Genomic DNA, 14843 nt, shown 5'->3' with positions numbered 1-14843 from the left:
ACCTGCAGATCGCGCACCAGCTCCTGCGCATACGTCGGCAGATCCTTGAGGCGGCGTACGCAGATCGTCAGGCGCCGGATGGCCCAGTCGTCGGTGAGTTCGATGCGGCGCAGTTTCATGTGGGCGTTGCGCTCGACCGTGGTCTGCGGCACGACGCCGATGCCGACGTTGCAGTCGACCAGGCGACACACGGCATCGAAGCTGCGCAACTGCACGCGCAGCTTGAGTCGCCGGCCGATGCGATCGGCCTTGTCGGAAAGGAATCGCTGCAGGGAACTCGCGCGGTCGAGGCCGACGAAGTCGTAGTCGAGTGCATCGGCGAAGGTGATGCGCTTTTCCTTCGCGAGCGGATGCGACTTCGGCGTGACCAGGACGAAGCGGTCGACGCGGAAGGGAAACACTTCGAGTCCCGTCACGTCTTCGGTGCCCGCCACGATGCCGATGTCCGCCTTGCCGTCGGCGACGGCGGCGACGATTTCATCGCTCAGTCGTTCTTCCAGATCGATGTTCACCTGCGGATGCGACGCCAGGAAGTTGCTCAGCGGTTCGGGCAGGAACTCCGTGAGCGCATTGGTGTTCGACTGCAGCCGGATGTGGCCCTTGAGTCCGCCGGCGTATTCGCCCAGATCGCCGCGCATGCGTTCGGCCTGCTGCAGCAGCAGACGGGCGTGATGCACCAGCGTGCGACCGGCGGGCGTGGGATGCACGCCCTGCCGCTCGCGGTTGAGCAGCGGCGTCCCCAGTTCGAGCTCCATGTTGCGGATGCGGGTGCTGGCCGCGGCCACGGCGAGGTGCATGCGGTCGGCGCCGGCAGTGATGCTGCCGGCTTCGACGACGTGCAGAAACAGCTTCAGGTCGGTCAGGTCGAAACGCATTGCGGCGCAACGTACGCGAATTTGTCCGGGACGGGTAGGGGTTTGGCTGAGTGTCCATCCGCAGCGACCCGGCAAATCCTACGTGATTCCCTGAAATGCCATCGTCCACATGCAAGCCCGCGGTCGTCCGGCCGATACGTGAAGTTGTTCAAAGGCGGGAATTCATCATGTCCGGACTCAGCATCAAGGCGCGGCTCTATCTCAACCTCGGCATCCTGGTCGTGGCGCTCGTCGTCGTCTGCGGCGTCGGTCTGCGCGCCTTCAACAGTTCGTCGGAACGGATGGAATCGCTCTACACGGAGAACCTGGTGCCGATCGCGCACGCAGGCGAGATCTTCCAGCGCTCGCTGCAGAGCCAGCAGTACCGGCTGGAAGGCTATGTGCACCGCGACACCGCCTTCACGCAACAGAACTACGGGGGCGTCAAGGCCAATCGCGCGCGTATCAATGAACTGATGGAGCAGTTCGAGAAGGTCGATCTGTCCTCGGAAGAGCGTCAGCTCTCGGAGCAGATCAAGGAGCAGCGCGGTTCGATCGTCGATGCCGGCAAGCAGGAAATCGAAGCGCTGCTCGCGCAGAACTACGACGCCGCGACCAAGGTGCGCATCGGCAGCATCGAACCCGTCATCGACCGCATGGACGAGACGACCCAGCGGCTCATCGGGCTGCGTATCACGGCGGCAGGCAGAGTCATCGAGGCTGCACGCAAGGAAGCCGGTTCGAACCGCACCGTCATGCTGGGCAGCTTCCTGCTGGCGCTCGCGATCGCCGTGTGGTCCGCCTGGCTGCTGGCGCGACACGTATCGCGTGGCCTGATGCAGGCCGAAGACGTGGCGCTGCGCGTCAGCCGCGGCGAACTCGGTCAGCGGCTCGACGTGCGCGGCGACGACGAGATCAGTCGTCTGCTGCATGCGCTCAAGAGCATGGACGAAAAGCTGGTGGAGACCGTCGGGCACGTGCGGCAGAGCGCCGTCACGGTGGACCGCGCGGCTGCGCAGCTCTCGCAGGGCAGCGACGATCTCAGCCAGCGCACGCAGGAACAGGCGGCCGCGCTCGAAGAGACGGCGGCGAGCATGGAGGAGATGACCTCGACCGTGAAACAGAATGCCGACAACGCGCAGCAGGCGAACCAGATCGCCACCAGCACGCGCTCGCAGGCGGACCAGGGCGGCCAGGTCGTCAGGAAGGCGGTCGCGGCGATGCAGGAGATCACTTCGTCCAGCAAGCGCATCGAGGACATCATCAGCGTGATCGACGAGATCGCGTTCCAGACCAACCTGCTGGCGCTCAACGCGGCGGTCGAAGCGGCGCGCGCCGGCGAACAGGGTCGTGGCTTCGCCGTGGTCGCCTCCGAGGTGCGCAACCTCGCGCAACGCAGCGCCAGCGCCGCGAAGGAGATCAAGGATCTCATCGGCGACTCGGTCGAGAAGGTCGAAGCGGGCGCCGCACTGGTGGGAGCGTCGGGCGAGACGCTGACCAGCATCGTGACGGGCGTGAAGCGCGTGACCGACATCGTGGGCGAGATGACGGCCGCGACGTCCGAGCAGTCCTCGGGCATCGATCAGATCAATCTCGCCGTGACCAACATGGATCACGCCACCCAGCAGAATGCCGCGCTGGTCGAAGAGTCGGCCGCCGCTGCGAAGTCGATGCAGCAGCAGGCGCAGGAACTGCTGCGGCTGGTGGCGTTCTTCCGGATCGAAGGTTCACCGCAGGCGATGCCGGTCGCGGAAGAGCCGCAGCCCGTCGTGCGCGGCGCGGTTCGCACCGCGACTGCGCGCCGCAGCGTACGCAGGCCGCCGACGGCGCCCGCGCCGCAGTTCAGGAAAGCGAGCGGCGACGATTCGACCTGGCAGGAATTCTGAAGACGCGCCGAGGCTCACGAACCGCTACGGATGTCCGATGCCGCACGTTGTGCGGCCCGCGATGCATCAGGTTCGCATTGCTGCGTCTGCTGACCGGCGAGCGCGAGACAGACATTGATGCCGTCGCCGCGCGACATCGTCTGCACCAGCGCATCGCGAACTTCATTGGCTTTCAATCGATGCGACAGCAGCAGCGCGATGCCGCCTGACACATTCGCCGCGGCCATCGAACTGCCGGACACGAAATCGTAGCCGTCGTTCGGCACCAGGGTCAGCACGTCGGTGCCCGGCGCGAGCAGCACATCGTGCGCCGTGCGCTCGTGTCCGACGGCATCGACCACCACGACGCCGGGAATCTCCGAAGGAAATCCGACCGCCGCGCCCTGGCGCGGCAGTGCCGCGACGAAGATCATGCGGCGGGCCAGTCCGTATTCGACGAGCCGGCGCAGCAGCGGATCGCTCGGTCCGCCGAGACTCAGGTTCACGATGTCGGCCTTGAGATCGATGGCGGTCGCCAGGGCGGCGGCGAGCGTAAAGCTGTTGCATGCGGCGCGAGCCGGATCGGCGGACTGGGACCAGCACGCCGCCAGCGAATGGATCTGCGCCTCGGGCGCGATGCCGACGATTCCGAGGCCGTTGCCGCCCGTGGCGGCGATGATTCCCGTGACCGCCGTGCCATGCGCCGAGGCGTTCGCGCGCTGGCCGATGAAACTGCGCACGTCGATGCGACTGTCTGCCAGATCCGGATGTGCGACGTCGACGGGCGTATCGATCACCGCGATGCTCACGCCCTTGCCGCGCGACAGTGCATGCGCCTGCGGCACGCCCATCGCATCGAGGCTGCGCTGCAGGCCGGCGTAGGGATCGTTGTAGACGCTTCCGAGCGTGACGAACGAATTCAATGGCTGCGCGGATTCGACCCGCGCATCGCTGCGCAACCGTCGCAGCAGATCGGACTGCGATTCGCCGGCATCCATCCGGTACACGATGCAATGCACGCGCAGCTGCGTGATCGGCCATTCGCGCACCGGCTTCAGCCGATAGAACGCAGCAATTTCGCGTGCCGTGATGCGGGTGCCGGACGCGACGCCGTACTGCATGGCCGGACCATACTCGCGCGGCGACGAACCCGCGCGCGCCGCGGGCTCGCCCTCGGCGTTGTTCAGGGTGATGAGCACGAAGCGCTCGGGATGCGTGCGCAGCAGTTCTTCGTCGCCGGTGTCGCGCGAAAGCGGCGCACATCCCGCGAGCGCGAGCAGGACCATGAGTGTGGTCAGGGGCTTCACGGCGAGGCCGTCTGACTGCGCTCCGCGAATAGCACCTCGGGATGTTTGCGCAGCGTGGCGATGATGCCGGGCACGTCGTCGCCGTCCGTGGCCGCGAGCGTGTAGACGCCGGCTTCGCTGGGACCGGCGACGATGTCGCACCCGACCTGCCGCAGCAGCTGGTTGATCTCGTCCAGTGTCGCGCCCGGTGCGAAGACCGCGCGGACCGCCGCGCGTCGATCGGACGGCTGCGTCGTGGCGAGCGTGGTATAGGCGGGCTGCTCGGCCGAGCGGAACAGCGCACCGGCAAGCACGGCGATCGCGACGAGCTGCAGCCAGAGTGCGGCGATCAGCCAGGGCCGTTCGATGCGACGAGGCGCCGCGCTGTCGGCCGGTTGCGCATCGATGCGGGCCAGCAGCTTCTGCCACGAGGCATTCGGCGCCGCGATCACGTCCTCGTCGCCACGCATCTGGCTGTGCAGCGCATGGTGCCGCGCCAGCTCTTCGCGGCATTCGCTGCAGTCTGCGGCGTGGGCCAGTACGTCGCGCTGTTCCGGTTCGCTCGCGCGCCCGTTCACGACCCATGGGATCAGTTCCCAGCATCGCTCGTGATTGAAGTGCGGTGCGCGCATGCGGATCTTCGCCTGCCTCAGGGAATTCCGGCCAGCCGCGGCAGCAGCGCAGACAGCTTGCGTCGCGCATGGAACAGCCGCGTCTTGACGGTGTTGACCGAACAGTTCGTGATGGCCGCGATCTCCTCGCAGGAATGGCCGAGCACATAGGCCAGCTCCAGGCACAGGCGCTGCTCGATGGGCAGCGTGACCAGGGCGCCCTCGATCCACTCGCGCGTTTCGCATGCCTGCAGTTCATCGGCGCCCGCGAGATCGTCGCCGGCTCCCAGTTCGACCAGTTCGAACGAGCGTCGCCGCAGGCTCTTCAGTCCGCGCCGGTAGGCGATGCCGACGATCCAGGTGGAGACGCGCGAGTCGCCGCGGAATTGCGCCGCCGTGTTCCACACGGCCAGCAGCGTATCGTTGATGATTTCCTCGGTGACGTCCTGTCGCTGCGTCAGTCGCATCAGGAACCGCGACAGCCGGCGGTGATACAGCACGTACAGTTCGCGCAGGGCGATGCGGTCGCGCAGCCGGATGCGGCGGATGAGTTCCAGTTCGGCGTCGTTGTTGCCGGGTCCGGCGGGCCGGGCGAAAGGCGTCGCCTTGGAACTCGGATCGGTGCGGGCATGCGTCATCACGCTGGTGAGTACCCTCGGCGGGCCCTCCGGTTCAATCGCCGGCGCCGAATCTCCAGATCACCGTTCCGGACCAGGCGATGTCGGCGCGCTCGCGGCCGAAGAGCTGCCGCGCAGCGGCATCGACGTAGGTGTACGTGAGATGCAGGGTGAAATGCTTCGCCGCCAGGATGAGGCCGGCGTGACCGTACCAGTAGCGTTCGTCGAACAGGTCGCTGAGATCGCGATAGCCCACGCCGGCCGTGCCGGACCAGCGGCCCACGATGGGCTGGTGTGCGCTCAGTTCGTACGACAGGGCCGACCGGTCGGTCGCGACGCCGCGATAGCTGAAGTCGGTGTAGTCCGGAGCCCAGGCCACGGTCGCGAACAGCATCGAGCGGTAGCCCAGCGAAGCGGTGAGTTCGTCGTAGTCGTAGCTGACGTAGCGGTCATCGCCGGGATAGAAATAATGCGTCGCCGTCAGCGAGGCGATCCATTCGGGTGCGATTCGCCAGGCCCGCGCGACGTACAGATCGATCTCGAGCGTGTCGTCCGAACCGGCATAGCGATCGATGCTCGACGCCCAGGTGCCGACGGTCCAGCGTTCGTCGAACGCAGCTCGCATACCGCCTTGCAACGCCGGTTCGCCGCGCGTCTGCGACAGTCCCTGCTGCAGGTAGTCGCTGGTCAATGCCAGCGAACCGCTCCAGTCGATTTCCGCGCGCGCCTCGGCGAGGGTCGCAAAGTTCGCAAAGCAGAAAGCGCACAGCGCCCACGTCCGCGACGATCGCGAGTCGTTCCATCTGCCGTTGGAAATGCACGTGCTCATTCCGGGCCGTCGGCGCGCGCTGCTCGTCCGAGAGCATTCTCGGTGCGGGCAGCATACGCGCTTCGATGGCCCGATGAGAACCGGCCGATGAGAACGCGGGATCGAATGACGATCAGTTGTTCAGTGCACCTGCGGCGATCCACGCGCGGACGTCTGCAATCAAGGCGGCGCTGAGCGGCGCGCCTCCCAGCGGCATGCGATCGCCGGTGATGCCGGGTGTGCCTTCCAGTTTGCGCACCAGGTAGCTTGCGTCCGGATTGCTTGCGCTGACGCGCTGCACGCCGGGCTGCTCTGTACTTGCGACACCTACAAGTGCCGCGTACGAGGCGGCGGCGTTCGAGAGATTCATCGACGAAGGCAATGCCGCGCCGCCGCCGGTGTGACAGCCCGAACAGACCGGCGTGAAGATCGTGCTCTGCAGTTGCGCCAGCGTCACGGTCGGTGGCGGCGGTGGCGGTGGCGGAGGCGGCGCCTCGCCGCTCAGCGACAGCTGGCCTCGCAACGCACCATTCACTGCGCCTGGCGTGTGCACGTCGACATACAGACGGTCGTTGGCGAGTGCCTCGCGATCGGCGGCGGTGATGCTCTGCTGTTCGAGCGACCAGTGCGAAGCCGCTGCGGAATCCTTCATCAACGTCAGCAAGGGTGCCGACGCATTCTCGCCGGCCGGTGCGTTGTGCACGTGAGCTTCGGTGGCATCGTCCACACCCGCAGTCTGCACATGCACCGTCGCGGTGTTTGCGGCTGCGTCCACGGTCATGGCCGCGAACCCGTCGGCCGTATTGGTCACGGGCGGCACGACGTTGCTGCCGCTGAGTCCGGCGACGGCGACGGAAATGCCCGACGGCTTGATCTGGCCGCGGATCTCGCCGCCCGGATGCGCCGCGGAATGCACATTCACATAGAGCTGTCCGGCGAGCAGCGCGTCGACTTGTTCGGCCGTCAGGGTATCGCCGGCTTCGACCTCCCAGCGATTCGGATCGGCGGCGCCCGGCAGGAAATCGACGAGTACCGGTCCATTGGTGCCGGCGATGCCGCCGTGAATGTGCGCGAGCGTCGCAGTGATGCCGGTCAACGTGACTCCGCCGCTCACTGCGCCGGTCACGAGATTGAACGTGAGCTGACCTTCGCCCGTGGCAGTGGAGCCGGTTCGCGGAAAGACTTCGGCTGCGCTCAGCGATACGTCGACGCTGGGCGAGTTCGTCACCGTCACGGCAACGGCGGTCGAGGTGGCGTTCGCATTGTTCGCATCGATCACGCGTGCGGTGAGCGAATGCGAACCGTCGGCGACCGTGGACGTATCCCAGTCGGCGGAGTAGGGCGCGCTCGTGTCGCTCGCGATCATGCTGCCGTCGACGAGGAATTCGACTCGGGTCACGCCCGCAGTCGCGCTCGCGTTCGCCGACAGCGCCACTGTCCTGTTGACTGCACCGGCTGCGGGTGCCGTGAGCGACACCGTCGGCGGCGGAGGTGGCGGCGGCGGTGGTGGTGTGTCGTCGCCGCCGCCGCTGCCACCGCAGCCGGCGAGTGCGATCGACGCTGCCGCGAGTGCGGATCGCCAAAGGATGTGGACGCTGTTCTGCATGCCCATGGCTGCACTCCCTTCATGTACTGGTGTTCGTGAGTACCGAAGCAGCTCGCCACGGTTCAAAGATGATTGAGATGAGGGCGAGTCGAGCGTCCCTTCCTCCGCGCAGCGGGGGGACAGGAGGGGATTCTTGTGGGTCAGGCTTTAGCCTGACTTTGGAAAGGAGGCCGGCTGAAGCCGGCCCCACAGTAGAACGAATGAACCAGACGCGCCGCACAGGGCACTCACTGCCTGCAAGCAGCAATCTGCGGTGGCGTCATGAGCAGGACGAGTGCATGAGGACGACGAAGTTCGCAGTGCTTTGTGCAGCCTGTGCACTCGCGGGCTGCGCGGGCAACGGCGACGGACTGGACGAGAACGGTCGGCCCGAGGAAGGCGACAGCGGTGAGCTGCAACCGACCTTCCAGTCCATCCAGGATCGAGTCTTCACGCCCGTGTGCACGGGCTGCCATGCCGGCGCTGCCGCGCCGCTCGGATTGCGTCTCGATGAAGGCGCCTCCTACGCCTTGCTCGTGAATGCGTCGAGTGTAGAGGTGCCGGCACTGCTGCGCGTGCAGCCGGGCAATCCCGATGCCAGCTATCTCATCCGGAAAATCGAAGGCACTGCCGCGGTCGGTGGACGCATGCCGCTCAATGCACCGGCATTGTCGCGGGAGACGATCGCCGTCATTCGTCAGTGGATCGTCGACGGCGCCGCCGGTGCTTCATCCACGGCAAGCAGCAAGGCCGGTTTCGAGCTTGCCCATCTGACGTCCACTGCGCCGCAGAACGGCGAGATCGTGCAGCCCCCGCTGCGTGAAATCGTCGTCGCATCGAACGTCGAACTCGACACGTCGCGGCTGCAATCGAATCCGGTCGCACTGCGCATGAGCGGAGGCGACGGCGATTTCGACTCGGGCAACGAGATCGCCATACCGGTGGACGTCACCGTCCGCGTCCAGCAGCCCACCGTGATCGCGATCGTGCCGCGCGTCGCGGCATTCCCTGCGGATACGTACGAGCTGCGCATCAGCGGCAGCGGCCCCGTTGCATTGACCGACTACGGCGCCCGCGCCATCGATGGCGACGGCAATGGCTCGCCCGGCGGGGACTTCGTCCTGCGCTTCACGGTGGAGACGGCGCGATGAAATCCCGCACGACGTTCTGGTGGCTGTTGGCGTTGCTGCCGCTTCTCGCTTCGTCCATCGCTCATGCAGAGCCGTACTTCGCGGTTCGCGAGGGATTGAAATGCGGCAACTGTCATTTCAATCCTGCCGGCGGCGGCATGCGCAATGCATTCGGCAACGCCTGGGCGCAGACCGCGCTGCCGGCACGTCGCATCGAAGGCACGGGCACGGATACGTGGACCGGCGCAGTGAACCGCTTCTTCGCGCTCGGCGGCAATCTGCGCGCCAATGCCACGTACACGGACGTGCCGCACGATGATGCGCAGTCCGAGTTCGATCTCGAAGAGGTGCGCGCGTATCTGGCGATCACGGCCGTTCCCGATCGATTCGCCGTCTACATCGATCAGCGTCTCGCGCCCGGCGGCAGCACCAACCTCGAAGCATTCGCGCGCTACACCACGCAGGATCGGCGCTGGAACGTGCAGGCGGGACAGTTCTATCTGCCGTACGGTCTGCGGCTCGAAGACGATGCCGCCTTCGTCCGCCAGGTCACGGGCATCAACTTCGCAACGCCGGATCGCGGCGTGCAGGTGGACTTCGAATCGGCGAACTGGTCGGCACAACTCGCCGTGACCAACGGCACGGCAAGCGGCCCGGAGCAGGACGAGGGCAAGCAGGCGAGCCTGCGGACCGAGTACGTGCGCAACGCATGGCGCATCGGCGCGGGCTTCAATCTGAACGATACCGACGCCGGCGACCGGCAGATGCAGGGCCTCTTTGCCGGCATTCGCACCGGCCCCATCGCCTGGCTCGCCGAGGCCGACTACATCACCGACGAAACCCTCGGCCCCGACGAACGCAGGCAATGGGTCGGACTGCTCGAAGCGAACTGGCGCCTCGCGCAGGGCCAGAACCTCAAACTCAGCGCCGAATTCTTCGAACCCGACACGGACGTCGACGAGGACGAACAGAACCGCTTCAGCCTGCTATGGGAATACGTGCCGTTCCAGTTCGTGCAATTGCGCGTCGGTGCGCGGGTCTACGACGGCATTCCGCAAAACGATCTGCAGAATCGCAGAATCTATTTCGCGCAGGTACATGGATTTTTCTGAGTGCGTGCCGCGCGACGGCGCGTCGGGATGCTTCTGCCGCGCCCCGCCTGGACGCGAACGAGCAACAACGATATGCGGATGGAGGATTGCCGATACTCGTCGATTGACGTGCGGCGCAGTCCGCATCTTGCGAAGTTTGATGGATGCGGAAGGCGGCTTTTCATCGAGTGCTCGTCGTTGCGACAGTGATCGTCCTGGCGGGCATCGGTCTTTATCTGCATTCGTCGCGTGAATCGATGGTGGTCCCCTCGCACGATGCTTCGCCGGCAGCGTCGAATGTCGTCGAGCCTGATGACAGTGCACCGAGCCGGACGCAGTCGACGAATGCAGCAGCGGGGCTGCCGGATGAAGACGCGCGCACCCTGTCGGCACAACAGCATGGCAGTGTGCCAACTGCCCCGGAAGAGTGGCGCGCGCTCTACCATGGTTCCACCGATCGTTCCGAGTTCATCAAGATGGCCAGCGATGCTGCCATGCGTGGCGACGGGAGAGCGGCGTTCTATGTGAGCGAAGCGTTGCTGACCTGCGTGCTGGTCGTTCACACCTACCGCGGCAGCCAGAATCCGGAGGCGCAGTTTGCCCAGGAGAAGGCACAGTACAAAGGTCCGCAATGGGGCCTCGATCGGCTCGAAAGGAATTTTCGTCGCTGCATCAGCCTGGCAAGCGAAGATCCGTTCGCCCATCTTCCCGAGCGCGCAGGGGGATACCCGCGTCAGTACTGGTTCGATCGGGCCCTGGCGCTCGGCGACTCGATGGCAAAAGTGAATCGCGTGGCGATGAGTCTTCCGAAACTTTATGAAGACGGGTCGGAGGAGAAGAAGACACTGACGACGGCGCAAGTCAAAGCCGACCTGCGGGATATCGTGTTGTCGAAGGATCCCCACGCTCTGTACGTGCTGGGGTTCACCTTGATGAATGGTCAGTACAGCTCGAATCCCTTCAGAGGAGTGGCCATCACCCTGGCGGCGTGCGATCTCGGTTTCGATTGCACGTCTGACAATCCGGATAGCGTGAATGCAGTATGCAAGGAAAGCTGGGAATGCTCCCCGCACGAAAGTTTTGCGGAGAACATGCAAAGCCAGTTGGGGACGAAATACACGGAGGTGTATTTCATGGCCGAAGAGTTCAAGGAAGCGCTTGCTCGAAACGATGAGCGCGCGTTCAACCGTTTCATCGAGATCAAAGCCCCATAGAGCATCTCCGATCGACGGCGGTTTCTCGCTTATGTGACATGCCGTGCAGAATGCATGCGCGCAGATCATCTCCACGAAAAATCAGGTCGCAACCGGCGCAGCAACTCGCTAATCTGATGCGACAGACGCAGATCCTCGATGATCTGCGCTGCAGAAATAACGTGATGCCGCGCAGGCACACACACACCAAACAAGAAGCGAATTGGGAGGATGGCCATGCAGGCTCGCTCATGGAACTGGCTCTGGACGCTCGTATTGTTGCCGCTGCTCGGTGCATGCGGCGGCGGCGGTGGTGGCGGATCTACTCCTGCTCCACCACCCGCTCAGAATCAGACCATTGCCTTTGCAACCGCGGGCACCGTCAGCGGTGCAGCCGGTACGACCGTTGCCAATCTTGCCTCCGGCGGCGCGGGCACGGGTGCGATCTCTTACTCCAGCAACAACACGGCGGTTGCGACCATCGACGCCTCTTCCGGCACGGCAACATTGCTTGCCGTCGGCACGGCGACGATCACGGCGAGCAAGGCAGCGAGCAGCGGTTACAACGCGGCTTCTGCGACCTACACCCTGAATGTGACGCAGGGCACTCAAGCCATCGCGTTCGCGCAGTCCGGGCCGCTCGATGTGCTGCTCGGCTCGACGACGACGAACGCAGCGACCGGCGGCGCGGGCAGCGGCGCAATTGCCTACGTCAGTTCGAACGTCAGCGTGATCCGCGTCGACGCGGGCGCGGCAACGGCAGTGGGCATCGGCTCGGCGACCATTACCGCGACCAAGGCGGCCGATGCGAACTACGGCCTGGCCCAGGCGACCTACACGCTCAACGTGCAGGCGGCCGATCGCATCAGCGCGTGGATCGGACAGGACTCCACGGAGGTGAACCTGCCGGCGCGCGCGAATGGTCTGCAATTCGCCCGCACGCGCCTCGCCGACTGCGACATCACAGATACCAGCGCCACCTGTACCGGCATGGAATTGACCGCGGCGGGCGTCGCTCCCATCACCGATACCCGCGCGACGCTGACGACACCCGCGTACTACGCGCTTGCCGACAACGGCATGCTCGGCCGGCCGGTCGTCGTCAACCATGAGCGTTTCTCCGCACGCATCGGTCACGGTGCGGCCTATTTCAAAGGCAAGTACTGGGTGATCGGCGGTGCCGAGCCCATCGAGCCGCTCGATTCTCCGGCGAAGCATCGACCCCTGGCAGACGTGTGGTCATCCACCGATGGCAGGAGCTGGAAACGCGAAGCCGACTTCGCCGCATTCGGCGCGCGCTGGTGGCACAAGACGCTCGTCTACGACGACAAGTTGTGGGTGATCGGCGGCGCAGCGCCGCAGCAGCCATTCGATGGAGTCGGTGAGGTCTACAGTTCCAGCGACGGTGTGACGTGGATGCTGGCCACCAACATGGCTCCGCCGCTGCTTGGCACCGCTCCGTCACCGGTCTACGTGAATGCAACCGTGCATGATGGAAAGATGTGGCTCGTCGATCGCGGTGCGGTGTACTCCTCGGACAACGGCAATAACTGGACATCGCAAGCTGCACTGCCTGCGAGTGCCAACCGACGCGCCCACGCCTCACTGACTTCTTACGGCGGCTATCTCTGGTACATCGGTGGTTCCAATGATCACTCGGACACCGTTCCCCTCGCGGGCACGACCGTCAATGAAGTCTGGCGCTATGACGGCACGGCCTGGACGCAGGTGACACAGGGTGCTGCATCGCTGCCTGCACGTTTCCAGCACACCGCCTTCGTGCTCGGCGGTCGTCTCTGGGTCATGGGCGGCAGGACCCGCGCGAACGGTGTGGATGGCGCCGTCACTGCCGATGCCTACTCGACGACGGATGGACTGACATGGCGGCCCGAGGCGCTGGATACCGAAATCGATCGCAGCTATCTGGCGGCAGTCGTCGAGCAGTCCGACAGGATCACGCTGATCGGCGGCGTTCTGCGCGGCTACTCCAGCAAGGTCTGGCAATCGCAGGACGGCGCACAGTGGACGCACTTGCTGCCTGCCACGTTCTCGCTCCGCGGCTTTGCCGACGGCGTCAGCTTCGGCGGCTATCTGTGGCTCATCGGCGGCGGCCGTCAGGACGGACTGGACACCAACGACGTCTGGCGCAGTGCCGATGGTCTCAACTGGAGCCAGGTCGCGACGAACGGCAGTGTCTTCTCGCCGCGCGACAGTCACCGCGTGGTCGTGTTCAACGACCGGCTCTGGGTGATCGGCGGATTCGACTACTTCGAGGACGAGGGCGGAACACGCACTCACAACAATGAAGTGTGGTCGAGTGCCGACGGCGTCACGTGGACGCAGCATGCCGCTCCGGGCTTCGCCGCGCGCTCCGCGCACAAGGCCGTGGCGTTCAACGGCCGGCTATGGGTGATCGGCGGCGTCAACGCATCGAACTCCTTCAATGACGTCTGGTCGACCGCCGACGGCACGACCTGGGTACAGGAAACCGCCGCGGCCGCGTTCTCGCCGCGGTACGGTCATCAGGTCGTTGCCTTCAATGGCGCGCTCTGGCTGCTCGGCGGTGCCACCGGCGGCGACTCTGCCACCGCGATCGGCAGCGACGAGATCTGGACCTCGACGGACGGACGCGCCTGGACACCGGTGGCGGCGGGCGCGCATTTCTCTGCGCGCAACGAACATGCCGCAACGGTCTTTGGAGGCCGGCTGTATGTGGTCGGCGGTGCCAGCCGCAGCGGCTACTTCGGCGTGACGTATTTCAACGACGTCTGGTCCAGCGCCGATGGCGTGCAGTGGCAGCGCGATCTGACCGCAGCGCCCTTCGCGCCGCGCAAGACTCACCTGCTCATTCCGCACGCCGGCAAGCTGCATGTGATCGGCGGAGTGGCCACCGACCGTCATCACGACATCTGGCGCTCGGCCAATGGTGTCGCCTGGCAGGCCGGGTTCAGTCACGAGCTGTCGCGGCCCTGAGCCGGAAGGGTCGAAGCTGCGATGGCAGCTTCGACCCGGGCAAGGCGCGGGCGTATCAACGCCCGCAATGCTGGATCACGCCCGCCCGGTCTTCTTCAGAATCTCCTGTCGCGCCGCGTTCGATTCCTGATCGATCGCCTGCGTCACCGGCCGTTGCGCCATGTGCGCGCGCCATTCCCTGAGACCGGGCACGGTGCTGATCGCATCCCAGTCGTAGAACTTCCGTGTCATGACCTGGACCATGTCGGTCGATCGGTACAGGAAAATATCCGCCGCGGTGTATTGCTCGCCGCTGGCCCACGGCGAGAACGTCGCGAGCCGGCGCAGCGCGGCCAGGCCGCGTTCCAGTTGCGGCCGCACCGTTTCGCGCAGGTAGTCGGGGAGCGGATTGCTGCCGAACAGCCACGGCACGAGCTGGTGTGCCGGCGCTTCGAGATACAGCTCGGTCACCTTGATCAGCTGCTTCACCTTCGCGCGCGCGAATGCGTCCTGCGGATAGAGCGGCGTCGCCGGATGCAGATCTTCGAGATATTCGAGGATGACGTTGGTCTCGGTCAGAAATCCGCGCTCGGTCTCGAGCGCCGGAATTTTCCCCATCGGGCTGATCGCGAGCCAGGCCGGTTCCTGATTCGCCATCACCCGCACTTCTTCGAAGGCAATGCCTTTCTCCAGCAATGCCTGCTTGGCGATGCAGTAGAAATTGCTGATGGCGACACCGTGCAGTCTGAGCATGGTTGTGTTCTCCGCGTCCTGATTCATCTGTCCGGAAATCGGCTCCGGAAGTATGGTAACAACTGATCGGGACTGGATGATGCGTCCCTTCCCCTGCG

At 65.2% G+C, this 14843-nt stretch carries 13 protein-coding genes; 5 read left to right on the top strand and 8 right to left on the bottom strand.

What is annotated here, in order from left to right; all coding sequences use genetic code 11:
- Positions 1 to 875 (bottom strand): LysR family transcriptional regulator (locus tag V7D81_RS20985; protein WP_324319970.1); only part of this gene is annotated, 875 nt, incomplete at its 3' end.
- Positions 876 to 1042: 167 nt separating this feature from the next.
- On the opposite strand from V7D81_RS20985, the gene V7D81_RS20980 reads away from it, so the two are divergent.
- The gene (locus V7D81_RS20980) at positions 1043 to 2740 is read left to right on the top strand and encodes a methyl-accepting chemotaxis protein (RefSeq protein ID WP_324319968.1); all 1698 of its coding nucleotides are present in this window, start codon (positions 1043 to 1045) and stop codon (positions 2738 to 2740) included.
- A 14-nt stretch (positions 2741 to 2754) separates the two neighbouring features.
- On the opposite strand, the gene V7D81_RS20975 is transcribed toward V7D81_RS20980, so the two are convergent.
- The 5 genes from V7D81_RS20975 to V7D81_RS20955 all read right to left on the bottom strand — a co-directional run bounded on the left by V7D81_RS20975 (position 2755) and on the right by V7D81_RS20955 (position 7653).
- Positions 2755 to 4026: a S8 family peptidase gene (locus tag V7D81_RS20975; protein WP_324319966.1), complete on the bottom strand. Its 1272-nt coding sequence runs from the start codon at positions 4024 to 4026 to the stop codon at positions 2755 to 2757.
- Positions 4023 to 4637, bottom strand: a complete 615-nt coding sequence (locus V7D81_RS20970; RefSeq protein ID WP_324319964.1) for a zf-HC2 domain-containing protein — start codon at positions 4635 to 4637, stop codon at positions 4023 to 4025. Before V7D81_RS20970 ends, V7D81_RS20975 begins: the two co-directional genes overlap by 4 nt.
- A gap of 17 nt (positions 4638 to 4654) precedes the next feature.
- Complete coding sequence (locus tag V7D81_RS20965) at positions 4655 to 5257, bottom strand: RNA polymerase sigma factor (RefSeq protein ID WP_349257714.1); 603 nt, start codon at positions 5255 to 5257, stop codon at positions 4655 to 4657.
- 31 nt (positions 5258 to 5288) lie between these two features.
- Complete coding sequence (locus V7D81_RS20960) at positions 5289 to 6062, bottom strand: TorF family putative porin (protein WP_324319962.1); 774 nt, start codon at positions 6060 to 6062, stop codon at positions 5289 to 5291.
- A 112-nt stretch (positions 6063 to 6174) separates the two neighbouring features.
- Positions 6175 to 7653 (bottom strand): CHRD domain-containing protein, encoded by a 1479-nt coding sequence (locus V7D81_RS20955; protein ID WP_324319960.1) that lies wholly within the window; start codon positions 7651 to 7653, stop codon positions 6175 to 6177.
- A gap of 272 nt (positions 7654 to 7925) precedes the next feature.
- On the opposite strand from V7D81_RS20955, the gene V7D81_RS20950 reads away from it, so the two are divergent.
- From V7D81_RS20950 to V7D81_RS20940, 3 genes are all read left to right on the top strand, one after another.
- Positions 7926 to 8777 carry a hypothetical protein gene (locus tag V7D81_RS20950; RefSeq protein WP_324319958.1) on the top strand — a complete coding sequence of 284 codons (852 nt, stop codon included), beginning with the start codon at positions 7926 to 7928 and terminating at the stop codon, positions 8775 to 8777.
- The gene (locus V7D81_RS20945; protein WP_324319956.1) at positions 8774 to 9868 is read left to right on the top strand and encodes a porin; all 1095 of its coding nucleotides are present in this window, start codon (positions 8774 to 8776) and stop codon (positions 9866 to 9868) included. The genes V7D81_RS20950 and V7D81_RS20945 overlap by 4 nt, the downstream gene beginning before the upstream one ends.
- Positions 9869 to 10035: 167 nt before the next feature.
- Entirely contained in the window at positions 10036 to 11061 is a 1026-nt protein-coding gene (locus V7D81_RS20940) for a hypothetical protein (protein WP_324319954.1), read from the top strand.
- A 65-nt stretch (positions 11062 to 11126) separates the two neighbouring features.
- Here the strand turns inward: V7D81_RS20940 and V7D81_RS20935 are convergent, their stop codons facing one another.
- On the bottom strand, positions 11127 to 11279 hold the full coding sequence (locus V7D81_RS20935; RefSeq protein ID WP_324319952.1) for a hypothetical protein: 153 nt from the start codon (positions 11277 to 11279) through the stop codon (positions 11127 to 11129).
- Here V7D81_RS20935 and V7D81_RS20930 point away from each other — a divergent pair.
- A complete protein-coding gene (locus V7D81_RS20930; RefSeq protein ID WP_324319950.1) occupies positions 11278 to 14013 on the top strand; it encodes a Kelch repeat-containing protein in 2736 nt (911 codons plus the stop codon). The genes V7D81_RS20935 and V7D81_RS20930 overlap by 2 nt on opposite strands.
- A 75-nt stretch (positions 14014 to 14088) precedes the next feature.
- On the opposite strand, the gene V7D81_RS20925 is transcribed toward V7D81_RS20930, so the two are convergent.
- The gene (locus V7D81_RS20925; protein ID WP_324319948.1) at positions 14089 to 14745 is read right to left on the bottom strand and encodes a glutathione S-transferase family protein; all 657 of its coding nucleotides are present in this window, start codon (positions 14743 to 14745) and stop codon (positions 14089 to 14091) included.
- Positions 14746 to 14843: the final 98 nt, after the last annotated feature.

Source organism: Povalibacter sp. (assembly GCF_036735925.1).
Classification (GTDB): domain Bacteria; phylum Pseudomonadota; class Gammaproteobacteria; order Steroidobacterales; family Steroidobacteraceae; genus Steroidobacter.
Note: the sequence above shows the minus strand (reverse complement) of the source record. Positions and strands in the feature narration are given on the sequence as shown.

Bases quoted from the DNA above. Each gene is read 5' to 3' on its own strand.
- V7D81_RS20980 (WP_324319968.1), top strand. From the start codon at position 1,043: ATGTCCGGACTCAGCATCAAGGCGCGGCTCTATCTCAACCTCGGCATC.
- V7D81_RS20970 (WP_324319964.1), bottom strand. From the start codon at position 4,637: ATGCGCGCACCGCACTTCAATCACGAGCGATGCTGGGAACTGATCCCA.
- V7D81_RS20960 (WP_324319962.1), bottom strand. From the start codon at position 6,062: ATGAGCACGTGCATTTCCAACGGCAGATGGAACGACTCGCGATCGTCG.
- V7D81_RS20955 (WP_324319960.1), bottom strand. From the start codon at position 7,653: ATGGGCATGCAGAACAGCGTCCACATCCTTTGGCGATCCGCACTCGCG.
- V7D81_RS20950 (WP_324319958.1), top strand. From the start codon at position 7,926: ATGAGGACGACGAAGTTCGCAGTGCTTTGTGCAGCCTGTGCACTCGCG.
- V7D81_RS20945 (WP_324319956.1), top strand. From the start codon at position 8,774: ATGAAATCCCGCACGACGTTCTGGTGGCTGTTGGCGTTGCTGCCGCTT.
- V7D81_RS20930 (WP_324319950.1), top strand. From the start codon at position 11,278: ATGCAGGCTCGCTCATGGAACTGGCTCTGGACGCTCGTATTGTTGCCG.
- V7D81_RS20935 (WP_324319952.1), bottom strand. From the start codon at position 11,279: ATGGCCATCCTCCCAATTCGCTTCTTGTTTGGTGTGTGTGTGCCTGCG.
- V7D81_RS20925 (WP_324319948.1), bottom strand. From the start codon at position 14,745: ATGCTCAGACTGCACGGTGTCGCCATCAGCAATTTCTACTGCATCGCC.